Source organism: Synechococcus sp. N19 (assembly GCF_900474045.1).
Taxonomy (GTDB): domain Bacteria; phylum Cyanobacteriota; class Cyanobacteriia; order PCC-6307; family Cyanobiaceae; genus Parasynechococcus.
In genome coordinates, this window is record NZ_UCNR01000004.1 from 84,498 (window position 1) to 100,087 (window position 15,590).

Annotated in this window: 16 protein-coding genes; 3 read left to right on the forward strand and 13 right to left on the reverse strand. The window is 63.5% G+C overall.

The window, feature by feature from the left end; genetic code table 11:
- Window positions 1-79 precede the first annotated feature (79 nt).
- From rplA to gloA, 6 genes are all read right to left on the reverse strand, one after another.
- Window positions 80-787, reverse strand: a complete 708-nt coding sequence (gene rplA, locus DXY02_RS01535; RefSeq protein WP_038552494.1) for a 50S ribosomal protein L1 — start codon at window positions 785-787, stop codon at window positions 80-82.
- A 72-nt stretch (window positions 788-859) separates the two neighbouring features.
- Window positions 860-1,285 carry a 50S ribosomal protein L11 gene (rplK, locus tag DXY02_RS01540; protein ID WP_006851160.1) on the reverse strand — a complete coding sequence of 142 codons (426 nt, stop codon included), beginning with the start codon at window positions 1,283-1,285 and terminating at the stop codon, window positions 860-862.
- 109 nt (window positions 1,286-1,394) lie between these two features.
- A complete protein-coding gene (gene nusG, locus DXY02_RS01545) occupies window positions 1,395-2,063 on the reverse strand; it encodes a transcription termination/antitermination protein NusG (RefSeq protein WP_114987676.1) in 669 nt (222 codons plus the stop codon).
- A 21-nt stretch (window positions 2,064-2,084) separates the two neighbouring features.
- Complete coding sequence (gene secE, locus DXY02_RS01550) at window positions 2,085-2,327, reverse strand: preprotein translocase subunit SecE (RefSeq protein WP_006850159.1); 243 nt, start codon at window positions 2,325-2,327, stop codon at window positions 2,085-2,087.
- 70 nt (window positions 2,328-2,397) lie between these two features.
- Complete coding sequence (locus DXY02_RS01555) at window positions 2,398-5,175, reverse strand: AAA family ATPase (protein WP_114987682.1); 2,778 nt, start codon at window positions 5,173-5,175, stop codon at window positions 2,398-2,400.
- An 8-nt stretch (window positions 5,176-5,183) separates the two neighbouring features.
- Complete coding sequence (gene gloA, locus DXY02_RS01560; RefSeq protein WP_114987684.1) at window positions 5,184-5,582, reverse strand: lactoylglutathione lyase; 399 nt, start codon at window positions 5,580-5,582, stop codon at window positions 5,184-5,186.
- Between the two features lie 112 nt (window positions 5,583-5,694).
- Here gloA and eno point away from each other — a divergent pair, with 112 nt between their 5' ends.
- Window positions 5,695-6,987: a phosphopyruvate hydratase gene (eno, locus tag DXY02_RS01565; RefSeq protein ID WP_038552476.1), complete on the forward strand. Its 1,293-nt coding sequence runs from the start codon at window positions 5,695-5,697 to the stop codon at window positions 6,985-6,987.
- 21 nt (window positions 6,988-7,008) lie between these two features.
- Here eno and DXY02_RS01570 read toward each other — a convergent pair whose 3' ends face one another.
- Genes DXY02_RS01570 through argJ form a run of 4 tightly spaced genes read right to left on the reverse strand, consistent with a single transcriptional unit; the run spans window position 7,009 to window position 10,898 of the window.
- The gene (locus tag DXY02_RS01570; RefSeq protein WP_114987686.1) at window positions 7,009-8,661 is read right to left on the reverse strand and encodes an AarF/ABC1/UbiB kinase family protein; all 1,653 of its coding nucleotides are present in this window, start codon (window positions 8,659-8,661) and stop codon (window positions 7,009-7,011) included.
- Window positions 8,661-8,972, reverse strand: coding sequence for a hypothetical protein (locus DXY02_RS01575; RefSeq protein ID WP_114987688.1), 312 nt, complete (start codon window positions 8,970-8,972; stop codon window positions 8,661-8,663). Before DXY02_RS01575 ends, DXY02_RS01570 begins: the two co-directional genes overlap by 1 nt.
- Window positions 8,973-9,017: 45 nt before the next feature.
- Window positions 9,018-9,644: a hypothetical protein gene (locus DXY02_RS01580; protein WP_114987690.1), complete on the reverse strand. Its 627-nt coding sequence runs from the start codon at window positions 9,642-9,644 to the stop codon at window positions 9,018-9,020.
- Between the two features lie 51 nt (window positions 9,645-9,695).
- Window positions 9,696-10,898, reverse strand: a complete 1,203-nt coding sequence (argJ, locus tag DXY02_RS01585) for a bifunctional glutamate N-acetyltransferase/amino-acid acetyltransferase ArgJ (protein ID WP_114987692.1) — start codon at window positions 10,896-10,898, stop codon at window positions 9,696-9,698.
- Between the two features lie 50 nt (window positions 10,899-10,948).
- Between argJ and coaE the strand changes: the two genes are divergently transcribed.
- The gene (gene coaE / locus DXY02_RS01590; RefSeq protein WP_114987694.1) at window positions 10,949-11,575 is read left to right on the forward strand and encodes a dephospho-CoA kinase; all 627 of its coding nucleotides are present in this window, start codon (window positions 10,949-10,951) and stop codon (window positions 11,573-11,575) included.
- Here coaE and DXY02_RS01595 read toward each other — a convergent pair.
- Both DXY02_RS01595 and gatB read right to left on the reverse strand, forming a co-directional pair.
- Window positions 11,572-12,393 (reverse strand): 2OG-Fe(II) oxygenase, encoded by an 822-nt coding sequence (locus DXY02_RS01595; RefSeq protein ID WP_114987696.1) that lies wholly within the window; start codon window positions 12,391-12,393, stop codon window positions 11,572-11,574. The two genes, coaE and DXY02_RS01595, sit on opposite strands and share 4 nt — an antisense overlap.
- Entirely contained in the window at window positions 12,393-13,874 is a 1,482-nt protein-coding gene (gene gatB, locus DXY02_RS01600; protein WP_114987698.1) for an Asp-tRNA(Asn)/Glu-tRNA(Gln) amidotransferase subunit GatB, read from the reverse strand. Before gatB ends, DXY02_RS01595 begins: the two co-directional genes overlap by 1 nt.
- Window positions 13,875-13,965: 91 nt before the next feature.
- Between gatB and thiO the strand changes: the two genes are divergently transcribed.
- Window positions 13,966-15,078 carry a glycine oxidase ThiO gene (gene thiO, locus DXY02_RS01605; RefSeq protein WP_114987700.1) on the forward strand — a complete coding sequence of 371 codons (1,113 nt, stop codon included), beginning with the start codon at window positions 13,966-13,968 and terminating at the stop codon, window positions 15,076-15,078.
- A gap of 4 nt (window positions 15,079-15,082) precedes the next feature.
- Here the strand turns inward: thiO and ndk are convergent, their stop codons facing one another.
- Entirely contained in the window at window positions 15,083-15,538 is a 456-nt protein-coding gene (ndk, locus tag DXY02_RS01610) for a nucleoside-diphosphate kinase (RefSeq protein WP_114987701.1), read from the reverse strand.
- Between the last annotated feature and the right edge of the window lie 52 nt (window positions 15,539-15,590).

Here is a 15,590-nt window from a genome sequence, read left to right on the forward strand (position 1 = left end):
CAGGGACATCCTGCTGTCTCTGGCCGGGCGCGTGCCCGATTTGGCTTTCGCCAATCGTTAATTGTAGAGGAGAGCCTGATCAGCTCCCCTGCTCGATGTCCTGCAGAGCAGAGAAATCGACTTCAACGGAAGGACCCATGGTGGAGGTCACATACAGGGACTTCCAGTAACGGCCTTTGGCACCGCTGGGCTTGTTGCGGTCGATGGTTTCCTGCAGGGTCTTGAGGTTTTGCAGCAGGGCATCGGCACTGAAGCTGGCCTTGCCGAAGCGGACGTGAACGATGCCGGTGCGGTCGGCACGGAATTCCAGCTTGCCGGCCTTGAATTCCTTGATCGCAGCCTCGAGGTCCGTGGTGACGGTGCCTGCCTTGGGGTTGGGCATCAAGCCACGAGGACCGAGAACCCGACCCAACTTGGCCACCTTGGGCATCATGTCGGGGGTGGCGATCAACAGGTCGAAATCCATTTCGCCCTTGCTGATGCTTTCCACCAGGTCTTCTTCACCGGCGAGTTCGGCACCGGCGGCTTTGGCTTCAGCCACCTTCTCACCGCGGGTCACCACGGCGATCCGCACGGTCTGACCGGTTCCGTTGGGCAGAGCCACGGTGGTGCGCAGCTGCTGGTCGGTGTACTTCGGATCGATGCCGAGGCGCACATGGGCCTCCATCGTCTCGTCGAATTTCGCATTGGCATTGTCCTTGACCAGGGCAATCGCCTCGAGGGGTGCGTAGGCACGGTCCTCGATCTTGCCGGCCAGGCTGGCCAGGCGCTTAGAGATTTTGGGCATGTTCAGGGTTGGGGTTCAGACGACATCAGGGATGCCTCCCCCGTATGGGGTTGGAGAAGCGATGCAGCGACGTCAGTCGCTGATGGAAACGCCCATGTTGCGGGCGGTGCCTTCGATGATCCGCATGGCGGACTCAACGCTGGTGCAGTTGAGGTCGGGGAGCTTGGTCTTGGCGATCTCCTCGAGCTGAGCCCGACTGATCGATCCAACACTGCCCTTGGCGGACTCACCGGATCCCTTTTGGATCTTCGCGGCCTTGGTGATCAGCACCGACGCCGGAGGCGTCTTGGTGATGAAGGTGAAGCTGCGGTCTTCGAAGACCGAGATCTCCACCGGAATCACATAACCGGCTTTGTCCTGCGTCCGAGCGTTGTACTCCTTGCAGAACATCATGATGTTCACACCGTGCTGACCGAGGGCAGGGCCCACCGGCGGCGCGGGGTTGGCTTTGCCGGCATCTAGGGCCAGCTTGATCACAGCTACGACTTTCTTGGCCATCGGCTGGGGGGTTTGGACAGCTGCGGATCACCAGACCCTCGGGTCGGGTGCGGCGGAATGGTTGCCCACTCCCAAGGCCGCCCTCCGCAGGGAGACGGCCGCCGCCAGGTCAGTTCTGTTTGCTGATCTGAGAGAACTCCAGTTCCACCGGGGTCTCGCGACCGAAGATGGAGAGCAGGGCCTTGAGCTTGTTGCGCTCGCCGGAGACCTCGATCACCTCGCCCTGGAAGTCCTTGAACGGACCAGCGGTCACCAGAATCTGATCGCCTTCGGTGAGATCCACCTTGACGACGGTCTTCTTCTCGGCAGCGCGCTTGAAGATGCGATCCACCTCAGAGCGGCTGAGGGGACGGGGCTTGATGTGACCGCGGGCCTTACCGGTAGCGCGCCGGTCTTCAGCACCGACGAAATTGATCACGTTCGGAGTGCTCCGCACCGCCATCATCGTGTCCTCATCCAGCACCATCCGCACCAGCACATAACCGGGGAACACCTTCTCCTCGGTGGACTGACGGGTCCCGTCCTTCTTCAGCTTGACGGCAGGGGTCTGGGGAATCTCGATTTCGAGAATCCGGTTGCTCACCCCGAGGGTGACGGCCCGCTGCTCCAGGGTGGCCTTGACCTTTTTCTCGCAGCTGGACGCCACCTGAACGGCGTACCAACGGGCGATGGCCGTGTTGGCGACAGCCGCCGCGGGCAAGGTGCCGTCTTCCCCCTCATTCGGGGCCGGCAGATCAAGCACCTCAGGGGCGTCCGGTGTGGTCAGGTCGTCGGGCACGGCGAGAAAGGTGATATCGAGTCAGCGGAACACCTGGGACGAAGCCCACCCAAAGAAGCGACTGACAGCCGCGATGGTGGCGGCCGAAAGGCTGACCATCAGGATCACAGCGATGGATTCGCTGAACAGTTGCTGGCGGCTGGGCCAGACCACGAGTTTCAGCTCATCAACCGTGTCCGCCAGAAAACCACCGGATTTGGTGGAATCGGCAGCGGCTTTTGAGCCGTCGGAAGTGGTGGTGTCCTCAGAGATGGGGCTGGTCACGGGGATGGGACCGGAAGTTGACAACGGTGCCGGTAGGCACTTCGCCAAACAGACACCCTACCGGATGCCCTCAAACCCCCACCGGATCAAACACAAGGGCATCCGTGCCGCCCTCCCCCAGCCGCACCTTCACGCCACTGGCTCCGGCAAAGCGCTCCTCAAGCAGCAGTGTGGAGAGCGGATTTTCCAATTGGCGCCGCAACACCCGACGCAGCGGCCGCGCCCCGTACTCCGGTTCATGGCTCTGACGGGCCATGGCTTCAGCGACAGCATTGTCCACCTGAAGGGCAAGACCCTGCTCGGCTAACAGAGCAGCGAGGTCTTTCAGCTGCAACTGAACAATCCGCACCAGATCGGCCACCTCCAACGGGCGGAAACGAATCACCTCATCAATGCGGTTGAGGAATTCAGGCCGGAACTGGCTGGAGAGCGCTGCATCCACCTGCTGTTGCAGGGCTGACTCATCCGTGGATCCCGAGCGGGCGTGTTCAAGGATCGCCGGGCTGGCCAGATTGCTGGTCATCACGACCACGGTGTGGCGGAAATCAACGGTGCGGCCCTGGGAATCGGTGAGCCTGCCGTCATCCAGCACCTGCAGCAGCAGGTTGAACACATCGGGATGGGCCTTCTCCACTTCATCGAGAAGCAGCACCGCATAGGGCCGGCGACGCACGGCCTCCGTGAGTTGCCCCCCTTCCTCGTAACCGACGTAGCCCGGAGGAGCACCGATCAGCCGGGCTACGGCGTTCCGCTCCATGAACTCGCTCATGTCGAGGCGAACCAGCGCCTCCTCTTCATCAAACAACGACCCCGCCAGCGCCTTCGCCAGCTCGGTCTTGCCGACGCCGGTCGGCCCCAGGAACAGGAAGGACCCCACCGGTCGACGGGGATCCTTCATGCCGGCCCTGGCCCGGCGGATGGCAGCAGCAACGGCGGACACCGCCTCGCCCTGACCAATCACCCGTTCGGCGAGATGGGCGTCGAGATCCAGGAGTTTGCGACGCTCGCCCGCCAACAGCCGCTGCACGGGAATCCCGGTCCAACGGGCCACCAGATCAGCGATGTCACCGGCCTCCACCTGCTCGCGAAGCAGAGCCACTCCAGCGGACTGGGCCTCCGCCTGGGACGCCTCCAGTTCATCCCGGCGCTGCTGCACCCGATGCAGCTGGTCGTACTGGAGGCGAGCCGCTTCCTCCAGATCACCATCCCGCTCGGCCTCAGCGATGGCGTGGCGCAGGTCTTCATCCTGCTGAAGCAGCTGGCCGAGCTCCTCGAGCTGACCGCGCTCCTCCTGCCAGCGCCGTCGCAGATCTTCGAGTCGCGTGGACACTTCAAGCCGGTTGCGTTGGAGCTGAATCCGCTCCGCTTCAGGCGCCTGCTCGGCAGCGAGCAAGGCCAGTTCAACGCGGCGTAGATCTGCTTCGGCCTCCTCCACCACCTGCGGCTTGGAGGTGACCTCCATCTTCAGTTGTGCGGCCGCCTCATCGATCAAATCAATGGCTTTGTCCGGCAGGCAGCGATCACTGATGTAGCGGTCGGCAAGACGGTTGGCGGTCTGAATGGCCTCATCGGTGATGGTGACGCCGTGGTGCAGCTCGTAGCGCTCCTTCAAGCCGCGCAGAATTTCGAGGCTGAGCTCCAGATCCGGCTCGCGGATCACCACCTGCTGGAAGCGGCGGTTGAGGGCCGGATCCTTTTCCACCGTGAGCCGGTGATCCTCCGGCGTGGTGGCACCGATGCAGCGCAGGTCTCCCCGGGCCAGAGCTGGCTTCAACAGGCTGCCGGCATCGGTGCTGCTGCGATCGCTGCCAACAACGGTGTGCAGCTCATCGATGAACAACACCACACCGGAATCGGAACCACTCACCTCCTCGAGCACCGAGCGCAAGCGTTCCTCGAACTGACCACGGAACTTGGCACCGGCGATCAAAGCCCCGAGGTCCAGCGCCACCAGCCGCAGACCCTGCAGCGACTCCGGCACTTCACCCGCCACGATCCGCTGCGCCAGCAGCTCTGCAATCGCTGTTTTGCCAACACCGGGTTCACCGATGAGCACCGGATTGTTCTTGCTCCGACGCGACAGCACTTTTATCAGGTTGCGAATTTCAGAATCGCGACCGATCACCGGATCCAGGCTGCCTGCTTCCGCCTCTTCGGTGAGATCCCGCCCATAGGACTCCAAGGCCGTGGGGGGCTCCTGCAGGGGGGGCTCAGGGGCGGGCGACTGGGGGGTGACAGGGGCGGCGACAGGCTCCGGCCCGCGCGGCGCACGGGAGGAGGAGGGAACGCGCGCCACCCGTTCACGGCGGGGCGCTTCCTGCTGCACCTCCGGCTGAGCCCGCGGCATCGAGCGTTCTTGGGGAGGAACGGTCATGCCAGGAACCCGGTCATCCATACCCCGTTGGATCAGCTGCTCCAGGGCACCGGCCGACAAACCAAAGCCGGCAAACAGATCAGCGCCGATCCGCGGATCGGCACCAATGGCCATCAGCACTTCCGGCAGATCGATGACGTCTCCATTCCAGCGCCGACGGATGGCATCAGCCGAATCGAGCAGCTGTTCCAGGTCATCACCGATGAAGAGCTCATCGCCTCGCCCCGAAGGCTGATCAGCCAGCACATCCTCCAAGCGATCCAAGAGCGCATCGATGGGGAGGGGCAAGCGCTCCACCAAGCGGCGGCAGGCGGGATCGGTGAACAGCACCTGAATCAGGTGCTCCACATCCAACTGCTCATGGCGCCAGCGACGGGCAACGTCCTGACCACTGAGCAGCAGATCCCAGGCCGCGTCGCTGAAGCGATCCGGCTCATGGGTGAGGCTGCCGTTCAACGCTGGCGATGAAGTCATCCGGTTCTTCAGGCGTGGGCTTTGGAGGACATCTCGATCAATTCCACCTTGTAGCCATCCGGATCCTCAACAAAGGCGATGACGGTGGTGCCGTGCTTCATCGGACCAGGTTCCCGCACCACACGACCACCCTTATCGGCAATGCCAGAGCAGGTGCTGTGGATGTCCTCCACCCCCAACGCGATGTGGCCATAGCCATCCCCGAGGTTGTAGCTGTCGGCGTCCCAGTTGTGGGTGAGTTCGAGGACCGTGTGGTCGCTCTCCGAGCCATAGCCAACAAAGGCCAATGTGAAGCGGCCGCTGGGGTAATCCTTTCGACGCAGAAGCTGCATGCCCAGGACCTCGGTGTAGAAGCCCAGAGACCTCTCCAGATCAGCAACCCGGAGCATGGTGTGAAGCATCCGCATGGGTGAGCGTCGTGCAGCGTGAACCTGCCGTCATTCTGGCCAGGTATGACCCGTCACAACACGAGAGAGAGGGGCGACCCATAAGATCCCCGGGTTAAGCGTCCGTCCCAACGTGATCGATTCCCTCGACCTCGTCATCGACACCATCGTGGCCCGAGAGGTGCTCGATTCCCGCGGCAACCCCACGGTTGAAGCCGAGGTGCTGCTCGAAGGAGGTGCCATGGGACGGGCCATCGTTCCCAGTGGTGCCAGCACCGGTGCCCACGAAGCCCACGAACTGCGTGACGGCGGTGATCGCTACATGGGCAAGGGTGTGGGCCAGGCCGTGAACCACATCGAAGAGCGGATCGCACCGGCTCTCTGCGGCCTTTCCGCACTGGATCAGGCAGCTGTGGACGCCGCGATGCTGGAGCTGGACGGAAGCGACAACAAATCCAACCTGGGAGCCAACGCGATCCTGGCGGTGAGCATGGCCACCGCCCGTGCTGCTGCCAACGGGCTGGGAATTCCCCTCTATCGCTACCTCGGCGGGCCGATGGCGAACCTGCTGCCGGTGCCGTTGATGAACGTGATCAACGGTGGCGCCCACGCCGCAAACAGCCTGGACTTCCAGGAATTCATGCTGGTGCCCCACGGGGCTCCGAGCTTCCGCGAAGCCCTGCGGATGGGCACCGAGGTGTTCCACACGCTCAAGAAACTGCTCAGCGACAAGGGCATGAGCACCGCCGTGGGCGACGAAGGCGGCTTCGCACCGGATCTGGGCAATGTGGAAGCCGGCGAAATCCTGGTGGAAGCGATCAGTAAGGCGGGCTACAAGCCCGGTGAACAGATTTCCCTGGCCCTGGACGTAGCCAGCACCGAATTCTTCGAGAACGGCCGTTATGCCTTCGATGGTGGTAGCTACACCAGCGCTGAGATGGTGGGCCAACTCGAGCAACTGGTGGAGAAATTCCCGATCGTTTCGATCGAAGACGGCCTGGCCGAAGACGACTGGGATGGCTGGAAGCTGCTGACCGAACGCCTCGGCGGCAAAGTGCAGCTGGTGGGTGACGACCTGTTCGTGACCAACACCAAGCGTCTTCAACAGGGCATCGACAGCGCCACGGCCAACTCGATCCTGATCAAGGTGAACCAGATCGGTTCGCTCACCGAAACCCTCCAGGCCATCGACCTGGCAGGCCGCTCCGGCTACACCAGCGTGATCAGCCACCGCAGTGGCGAAACCGAAGACACCACCATCGCCGACCTCTCCGTCGCCACCCGCGCCGGACAGATCAAGACCGGCTCCCTCAGCCGCAGCGAGCGGGTCGCCAAGTACAACCAGCTGCTTCGCATCGAAGACGAGTTGGGCAGCCAGGCCGTCTACGCCGGTGCCGTTGGCCAGGGCCCCCGCGGCAAGGCCTGATCTCAGGCCTCCGACGAACGTTCAACGGTTGGAACCGGGCAACTGCTCCAACCGTTGATCGCGACGGATCTTGACTTGCATTCGGAACCAGCCCAAGCCCACCGGCAAAGCAGCAGCAGCCGGAAGAAGTGACCAGAGCGGGCGTGCACTGGCACCAACAATCGCGGTGGCCAAAGCCAGGCATCCGAGCAACACCGATTGGCCGATCGATTGCTGGGCCAGGGCCATCCGGCGGAACTGACGATCCGATTCGCCAAGCCGCACCTGGAGCTGAAGATCGCCCTGCTCCAGGCGTTCCAGACTTTCATCCAAGCGCCGCGGGAAGGCAGCAGCGCGGCTGCTGAGGGCCCCGACCTGACGGCCGAGTTCGTTGAACAGATCGTTGCTGCCGGAGCCGCTGGAGGTCATGAGTGGAAGGAGATAAGGCTTGGCGATCGCCACCAAGCTAAAAGCGGGATCAAGGCTGCGGCCAACACCCTCGAAGGTGGACAAAGCCCGCATCACAAAGATCAGCTCAACCGGCAGACGAAAGGGCTGGCCATAGACCAGGTCGTAGAGATCGCCGGAGAGTTTGTCGATCACGTTGGCCGTGAAGGGTGGGGTGAGAGCCTCCTGCAGCATCAGCCGCACGAGACGGCGCACCGGACCCACATCAATGCCGCCGGAGATCACACCAGCCGCCTGCATCTCCTCCACCAATGCCGCTGAATCCCTCGCAGCAGCAGCCCGGACCATGGCTCCTAGACGTCGACGCAAGCCGTCTGACAACAGCCCCATCATCCCGAAGTCGTAGTAAATGAGCGCTCCATCACTCGCCACGGCGAGGTTGCCGGGATGGGGGTCGGCATGGAAAAAACCAAACCTCACCAACTGCTTGAGATAACTGGCTGCACCCACCTCAGCCACCGCGGCCGGATCAACGCCGGCTTCGAGCAACGCCTCACGGTCGTTGACCTTGATACCGGGCAGGTAGTCGAGGCACAGCACACGGCGCGTGCTCAACTCCCAGACCACACCGGGGATCCTGATGCGTTCGTCATCCAGAAATTGCTGACGAAAACGAGCGGCGTACTGCGCCTCAACGCGGAAATCGAGCTCACGCAGCAGCACACGTCGACATTCCCGTGCCATCGCCGGCCAATCCCGACCACGACCCCAACTGGGATTGCGTTGCAGCACAGCTGCCACCTGCTGCATCACCTCCAGATCAAGGCGAAACAGGCGATCGAGCCCAGGGCGCTGCACCTTGAGCACCACCTGCCGGCCACTGCGCAGGCTGGCGCGATGCACCTGGGCCAGCGAGGCTGCACCCAGGGGTTCGGGATCCAGATCGATCACCTCGGCACAGCGCGGCCCCAGCTCTCGCTCGAGCACGGTCTGCACCCGATCAAAACTGAAGGCCGGAACGCTGTCTTGCAGCGCTGCCAGCTCGGCCACCCAGCCCGCGGGGAGGATGTCTGGGCGGGCGGAGAGCAGTTGCCCCAGCTTGATGAAGGCGGAGCCCAGAGACAGCAACTCAGACGTCAACCAACGGGCTCGCTGTTGCTGACGGCGAGCACGACGCTCGACGGTGACACCGCCGCGGTAGGTCCAGGACTGGCCATCCCACCAAAGCAGCAGCAGCAGCGTCAGGACAGCGCGCCAGATGCGGAGCGCTCGCAGCAGGCCGAGCATCAGGGGCGTGCCTCGATCGCTTGGCTCAGATCAGCCACCGTGGCCCGAAGACGATCGATCACCGCCTGTGGGTTGTCCGACGGTTCCGAGGCCGACGCCCCATCTGTGCTCACCGTGACGTGATCACCCCGTTCAATCCGTTCCGCTTCGGCACGGACCTCGTCTTGAAACAGATCCCATTCCTGGCGCAGCCGTTGCGGAGCGTCTTGCGCCAGTACCGCCAACTCCGCTGCAGCGTCTGCAAAGCCGTGACCAAGGCGCGCACTGATGCGGTTCACCGTGGCGCGAATCAAGGCCTCCGACGAGCCCATGGACCGATTGCAGACAGCTTCAACTGTGGCAGATCCAACCGGAGATCAGGGCTGAGGCGGAGTCACGGGCTCAATGACTTCGAAAAAGGCTTCCGCGCCAGGAGGCAGCACAACAGATTCCGGCTCAGCCACCAGCACGGGTGAATCACCGCCTGGAACAACCACAGCAGGCATCACCTCGATGGACTCCCCAGGAAGCGCCAGGGAATCGGCATTGCTGTCATCGAGCTCGAGCTCAGGCTCCTGGGCAGATGAGGAGGCGGGTCTGTAGTCTTCCTCAACCTCCGGGGAAATGGTTTGGGGGTCCGACCAGGCGGGGGCCGTCCAGACAGGGGGTTCTGGCGTCTGCAGGGCCACAGGGGGTTTGGGCGTCTCCTTGACCGCTGGCTTGGCCGGTCGGCTTGCAGCCTCGGCAGCTTCTAGGGCTGTGACATCCACTTGCAGGGATGAATCGTCGTCACTGAACCGAGCCCGAATCTCCTGCAGGGAATCCCCTGGAAACGCGAGCGGTGTGAAAGCCTCAGGAACAGGGTCCTCAGCATTGGTCTGCCGCGTCAGCACCCGCTCGGTGATGCCGTAACCAAGGGCGAAACAACAACCAGCCACCAGGGGCCCCACCCAGAAACGTGCCTTGGCCTCAACGGGAGCGTCAGGGGAGCTGGGATGGTCCACGGATGGGTCTGACGGAGACTCGGATTGTGACAGGGGTTCAAAACAGAAGCTTCAGGTGGTGTAGTCGGCATTGATGCGCACGTACTGATCCGACAGGTCACATCCCCAGGCCTGACCAGAGCCGGAACCATGCCCCAGGCCGAGGCGAATCGGAACATGCTCCTGCCGCAGAACGTTGCTGGCTGCAGCGCGATCAAAGGCCACGGGTTGACCGGCCGCCATCAATTGATGGGGACCAATCCAAAGAGCAACCGCATCCGGATCGAAGGACACACCAGAGCGACCCGCGGCCGCCACGATCCGCCCCCAGTTCGGATCCCGGCCATGGACTGCGGTCTTCACCAGGGACGAACCACAGACCGTGCGCGCCACCTGCAACGCCGCGGCCTCGTCAACCGCACCCTCCACCTGCACTTCGATCAGACAGGTCGCCCCTTCGCCATCCCGGGCAATGGCCTGAGCCAGCTGTTGCATGGCCTGGGTGAGGCCCTGTTCCAGAACGGCATGGTGCTGTTGGGCCAGCGGTGGGCCTGCCGCGAAGGCCAGCACGGTGTCGTTGGTGCTGGTGTCTCCATCCACGGTGATGGCGTTGAAGGAACGCTGCACCGCACGTCGCACCATCTCCTGCCAAACGCCTGCATCGACGCCGGCATCACAACTGAAGAAGCCGAGCATCGTGGCCATGTCGGGATGAATCATTCCCGAGCCTTTGGCCATCCCTCCGATGCGCACCCGGCGCCCCTCCAGTTCCAGTTCAAGCGCCACCTGCTTGTCCACCAGATCGGTGGTGAGGATGGCGTTGGCCGCAGCATCACCCCCCGCGTCATCCAAGGCCTCCAGCAAAGGAGCCAACCCGGCCAGAAGGGTGGGCATCGGAATCGGCACACCAATCACTCCGGTGGAGCAGATCAACACCGACTCCGCATCGACGCCAAGCTGATCGGCCAGCACCTGGGTGGCGCGCTGACTGTCGACCAGACCGCGATCGCCGGTGCAGGCATTGGCCTGACCGGAATTGATCAACACGGCACGGGCCTGGCCAGCAGTACTGGCAAGGCGATCACGGCAAAGGTCAACACAGGCCGCCCGCACCACGGAGGTGGTGAAGGTGCCGGCACAAACGGCCGTCACCGGTGCCAACACCAGCGCCAGATCAGGCTTACCTGAGGGCTTGAGACCGGCAACGATGCCAGCGGCCTGGAACCCATTCGGTGCCGTCACACCACCCTGGATCGGTTGCCAAGAAGAAGCCATCGCCACCGCTGATCCGCCGCGAGACACTGGGTGCATCCTGCTCCGACACCATGGCGCCTGGCGAGCCGTTCTCGCAACGACGCATCGGACTCACGGGCGGGATCGCAAGCGGCAAGAGCAGCGTGGGCCATTGGTTGGCGCAGCAAGGTCTGCCGGTGTTGGATGCGGATCAATTCGCCCGAGAGGCCCTCGCACCCGGTCGCCCGGCCACGACCAGCGTGATGCAGCGGTACGGCGCTGGAGTCCAGGCTGAAGGGGGCGCAGCCGTCGACCGCGCTGCCCTGGGTCGGATCGTGTTCCAGGACCCCGCGGAACGGCGGTGGCTCGAGCAACTGGTTCACCCGATCGTGCGGGAGCGCTTCGACCAAGAACTCAGCCTCCATGCCAAGGCACCAGCCGTTGTGCTGATGATTCCGCTGTTGTTCGAAGCGGGGCTGGAGTCGCTCTGCAGCGAAGTCTGGCTGGTCGACTGTGATGCATCCCAGCAGCTCGAGCGCTTGATCGCGCGGGACGGGCTGAGCCCTGACGCCGCTCAAGCCCGCATTGCCGCCCAATGGCCCCTGAGCCGCAAACGTGGCTTGGCAGATCACGTTCTTGCCAATCGAGGCCAACCCGGCGCCTGGAAAACCCAGGCCATGGGTCTGCTCAACGCAACGGGGACAGCAGATCCGGGTTAGCCGTTCCTCCCAAAGTCGGCACGGAACCACTTTGTGATCACCCATTTGTGGCCCGCCTCTACCGGCAAGGCCTCATGCAGCGTGAAAGGGTTGGGAGTGCCATCGGCCTGGAGGTTGTTCCAGGCCAAGGCCATGCCGGGCACAGGCGTGAACGAGCGCCCCAGGCGGCGGAACAACGTCTCTCCACCCCGCTCCACAGCGTTGAGATAAACCATCACCGTCCAGGTGCGTTGCCCGCCACTGTCGGTGTGGGTGGCGTATTCCTCCGTCCCCGGCGCAAACCAATCCGTGTGTTCCTTGAAGTATTCGCTGGGGTCGTAGCGCTGCCCCTGAATCGGTTCCGAGAGGCGCGGATCCACGCCGAACAAGGCCGCAAAGCGCTGGTCGAGGCTCGCCGCCAGCTGGGGATGGTTCTGGCGCAAATGACAGGTGCGACTGGTGCGGTAATCGCTGCTGCCGCGGGTCACCGTTGACGGCTGCAATGACCCGTTGATGGCGTCGATCACTTGCTCGCATTCCTCGCGGCTGAGCAGTCCTGGCAGCTCATAGACCTGGGCCAATGAGGTATCCAACCGCCAGGCGCGAGGCCGGTGCTCTTGCCGGGTGAGGGGGGCCTCGAACCAGGCGAGCCAATCGGGCGATGGTGAGTCCGTGGCTGTGAGCCCACGGGACGACGAATCGAGAACTGCCGCAATCGCCTCTCGCGCAAACCCCTGGGCGAGAGCACGCTGCATCAACCCTTCTAGATCACAGCCGCGATCCCGGTTCTGCAGCAGCCACTCCTTCCAGGCATCGGGAATGGCTGCCGCTCCGCTCATCAACCCTTGAGCTTCTTGCTCAGAATCTGGTTGGCGAGCTTGGGATCCGCCTTGCCACCGGTCTTCTTCATCAACTGTCCGACGAAGAAGCCCTGCAGCTTGGTCTTGCCGCCGCGGAAAGCCTCCACTTCATCAGGGTGGGCCCCCAGCAGTTCATCGACGATTGCTTCGATCGCCGCCGGATCGCTGATCATGCCGAGGCCGCGCTCGTCGACGATCGCCTTGGGTGAGCCGCCTTTCTCGAGCAGCTCCGGAAGGATCTCCTTGGCGATCTTGCCGCTGATCTTGCCGCCATCGATCAGTTGCACCATTTCGGCCAACTGCTCAGGCCGGAAGGGCAGCTCGGTGTAGCTGAGCCGGTTGCTGTTCACATGGGCAGCGATGTCGCCGGTGATCCAGTTCGCCGCAAGCTTGGCGTCAGCGCCTGCACCCACCACAGCCTCGAAGTAGTCGGCCATCGGCCGCTCATCGGTGAGCACCCGTGCGTCGTACTGGGAGAGACCCAGCTCATCGGCATAGCGATGCCGCTTGGCCGCCGGCAGCTCAGGCAATTCAGCGCGCCAGGACTCCCGCTGATCCGCGCTCACCTCAATCGGACCAAGGTCAGGATCCGGGAAATAGCGGTAATCGCTGGCGCCTTCCTTACTGCGCATGCTCTTGGTGAGCTGCTTGCCCTCATCCCAGAGGCGGGTCTCCTGAACGATCGGCTCATCGGTCTCGTAGGCCTTGATCTGACGCTTGATCTCGTACTCGCAGGCCTTTTGGATGGCCGAGAACGAGTTCATGTTCTTGATCTCCACCTTCGTTCCGAAGGGCGCATCCGGCCCCCGGCGCACGGAGATGTTGACGTCACAACGCAGGGATCCCTCCTGCATGTTGCCGTCGCTCACCCCCAGGTACCGCATGATCCGGCGGATCTCCGAGGCGTATTCGGCCGCTTCACGGCCGGTGCGCAGGTCCGGCTTGCTGACGATCTCGGCCAAGGCCACACCGGCCCGGTTGTAGTCCACGAGCGAATGGGTGGAACCCGCCAGGCGGTCACTGCCGGCATGCACCAACTTGCCGGCGTCCTCCTCCATGTGCAGACGCTCAATCCCGATTTTCTTGAGGTAGGTGTCCTTGCCCTTCTCCGCCACTTCCACCTCGATCCAGCCCTCCTCGGCGATCGGCTGGTCGTACTGGGAGATCTGGTAGTTCTTCGGCAGATCTGGATAGAAGTACTGCTTGCGGTCGAACTTGCTGTGTTCGGCGATGTTGAGGTTCAGCGCCATCGCGGCCTTCACCGCATACTCGAGCACCTTCTGGTTCAGCACCGGCAATGTGCCGGGCAAACCGCACACCACCGGGTCGATGTGGGTGTTGGGGTCATCACCGAAGGTGGTGGATGCTGCCGTGAAAATTTTGCTGTCCGTTCCCAGCTGCACGTGGGTCTCGAGACCGATCACGGCCTCCCAGGCCGGTTGGGTTGCTGCGTCGGCCATGCGCCCGTGATGTGAAGCAGATTCCGGGATCCTATGGAATCAGGATGAAGCCCTCTCCTGACACCATGACCAGCAAGGGCCTTTCTTGCGCATGACTGCCGCCTCTGCCTCAGCCGTCTGTGTTTTGGGCGGGGGACTGATGGGCTTAGCCGTTGCCCATCAGCTGGCCCGTCGCGATCAGCGCGTGACAGTGATCAGCCGCCGCCGCAGCGAAGCGGCAGGCTTTGTGGCTGCAGGGATGCTGGCGCCCCATGCCGAAGGCTTGAGCGGCAACCTGTTGGAGCTGGGTCAAGCCAGCCTCGCGCTGATCCCTCGCTGGGTGGCGCAGATCGAGGCGGACAGCGGCCTGAGCTGCGGCCTGCGCACCAGCGGCATCGTGGTGCCATTCCGAACAGAGGCCGAGCGGGACGCATACCCCACCGCCAGCCTTGGGCAAACCCTGGACCGCACCGGCCTTGAGCGGGAAATCCCAGGCTTGGGGCCGGCGTGGAGCACCGGGCTGCTGTTCGAGCAGGACGGCCAGATCGACAACCGCAGGCAGTTGATGCGGGCCCTGGAGCGGGCCTGCGTGTCCCTGGGCGTGCAGTTCATGGAAGGGGCCGAAGTGCTTGATCTGGAGCGGGAGTCCGCCGGACAGCTCTGCGGCATCCATCTGCGCAGCGCCGAAGGAGAACAGCAGCAACTGCGCTGCCAGCAAGCGGTGCTCTGCAGTGGCGCCTGGAGCCAACAACTGGTGCCGCAACTGCCCGTGTTCCCGGTGAAAGGGCAGATGCTGTCGCTGCAGGGTCCGCGGGAGGCACTGAAGCGCGTGATCTTCGGCCCCGGCACCTATCTGGTTCCACGCGAAGACGGATTGATCGTGGTGGGGGCCACCAGCGAACGGGACGCCGGATTTGCCGAAGGGCTCACCCCCGATGGCCAGAAACAACTGCAGGCGGGCATCGCCAGCCTGCTGCCAACGGCGGCCACATGGCCCCCGATGGAGCGTTGGTGGGGGTTCCGGCCCTGCACGCCCGATGAAGGCCCCTTGCTCGGCCCTGGTCCGCTACCTGGTTTATGGCTGGCCTGTGGGCATCACCGCAATGGCGTTCTGCTTGCCGCCATCACGGCTGAGCTCACGACCGGCGGAGTCATGAAAAAAGCCCCCAACGCCGCCGAAGAGGCGTTGTTGGGGGCATTCCGCTGGAACCGATTCGAAAACTGAGTGATCAGCTTTCGACGCGCCACTCCTGATCGGAAGGAGACCAGTCGTTCAGCTCAGAGGCTTCAAACCAGAGGCCGATCTCGAAGGCAGCGGTTTCCGCAGCATCGGAACCGTGGATGACGTTGCGGCCGATGTTGACGGCAAGATCGCCACGAATGGTGCCGGGCTCAGCCTCGAGGGGCTTGGTGGCACCGATCAGCTTGCGGGCACTGGCAATCACGCCATCGCCTTCCCAGACCATGGCCACCACGGGGCCGGAGGTGATGAAATCGACGAGACCAGCAAAGAAGGGACGCTCCTTGTGGACGCCGTAGTGCTGCTCGGCCAGGGCGCGGCTGGGGGTGATCTGCTTCAGACCCACCAGCTTGAAGCCCTTGCGCTCAAAGCGGCCGAGGATCTCGCCCACCAGGCCGCGCTGGACGCCGTCGGGCTTGATGGCGATGAACGTGCGTTCGGCCATGGATTGGTGTGAAGTAAAAGCGCCGCCATCGTCAGTGCTGGCCACCCCGCTT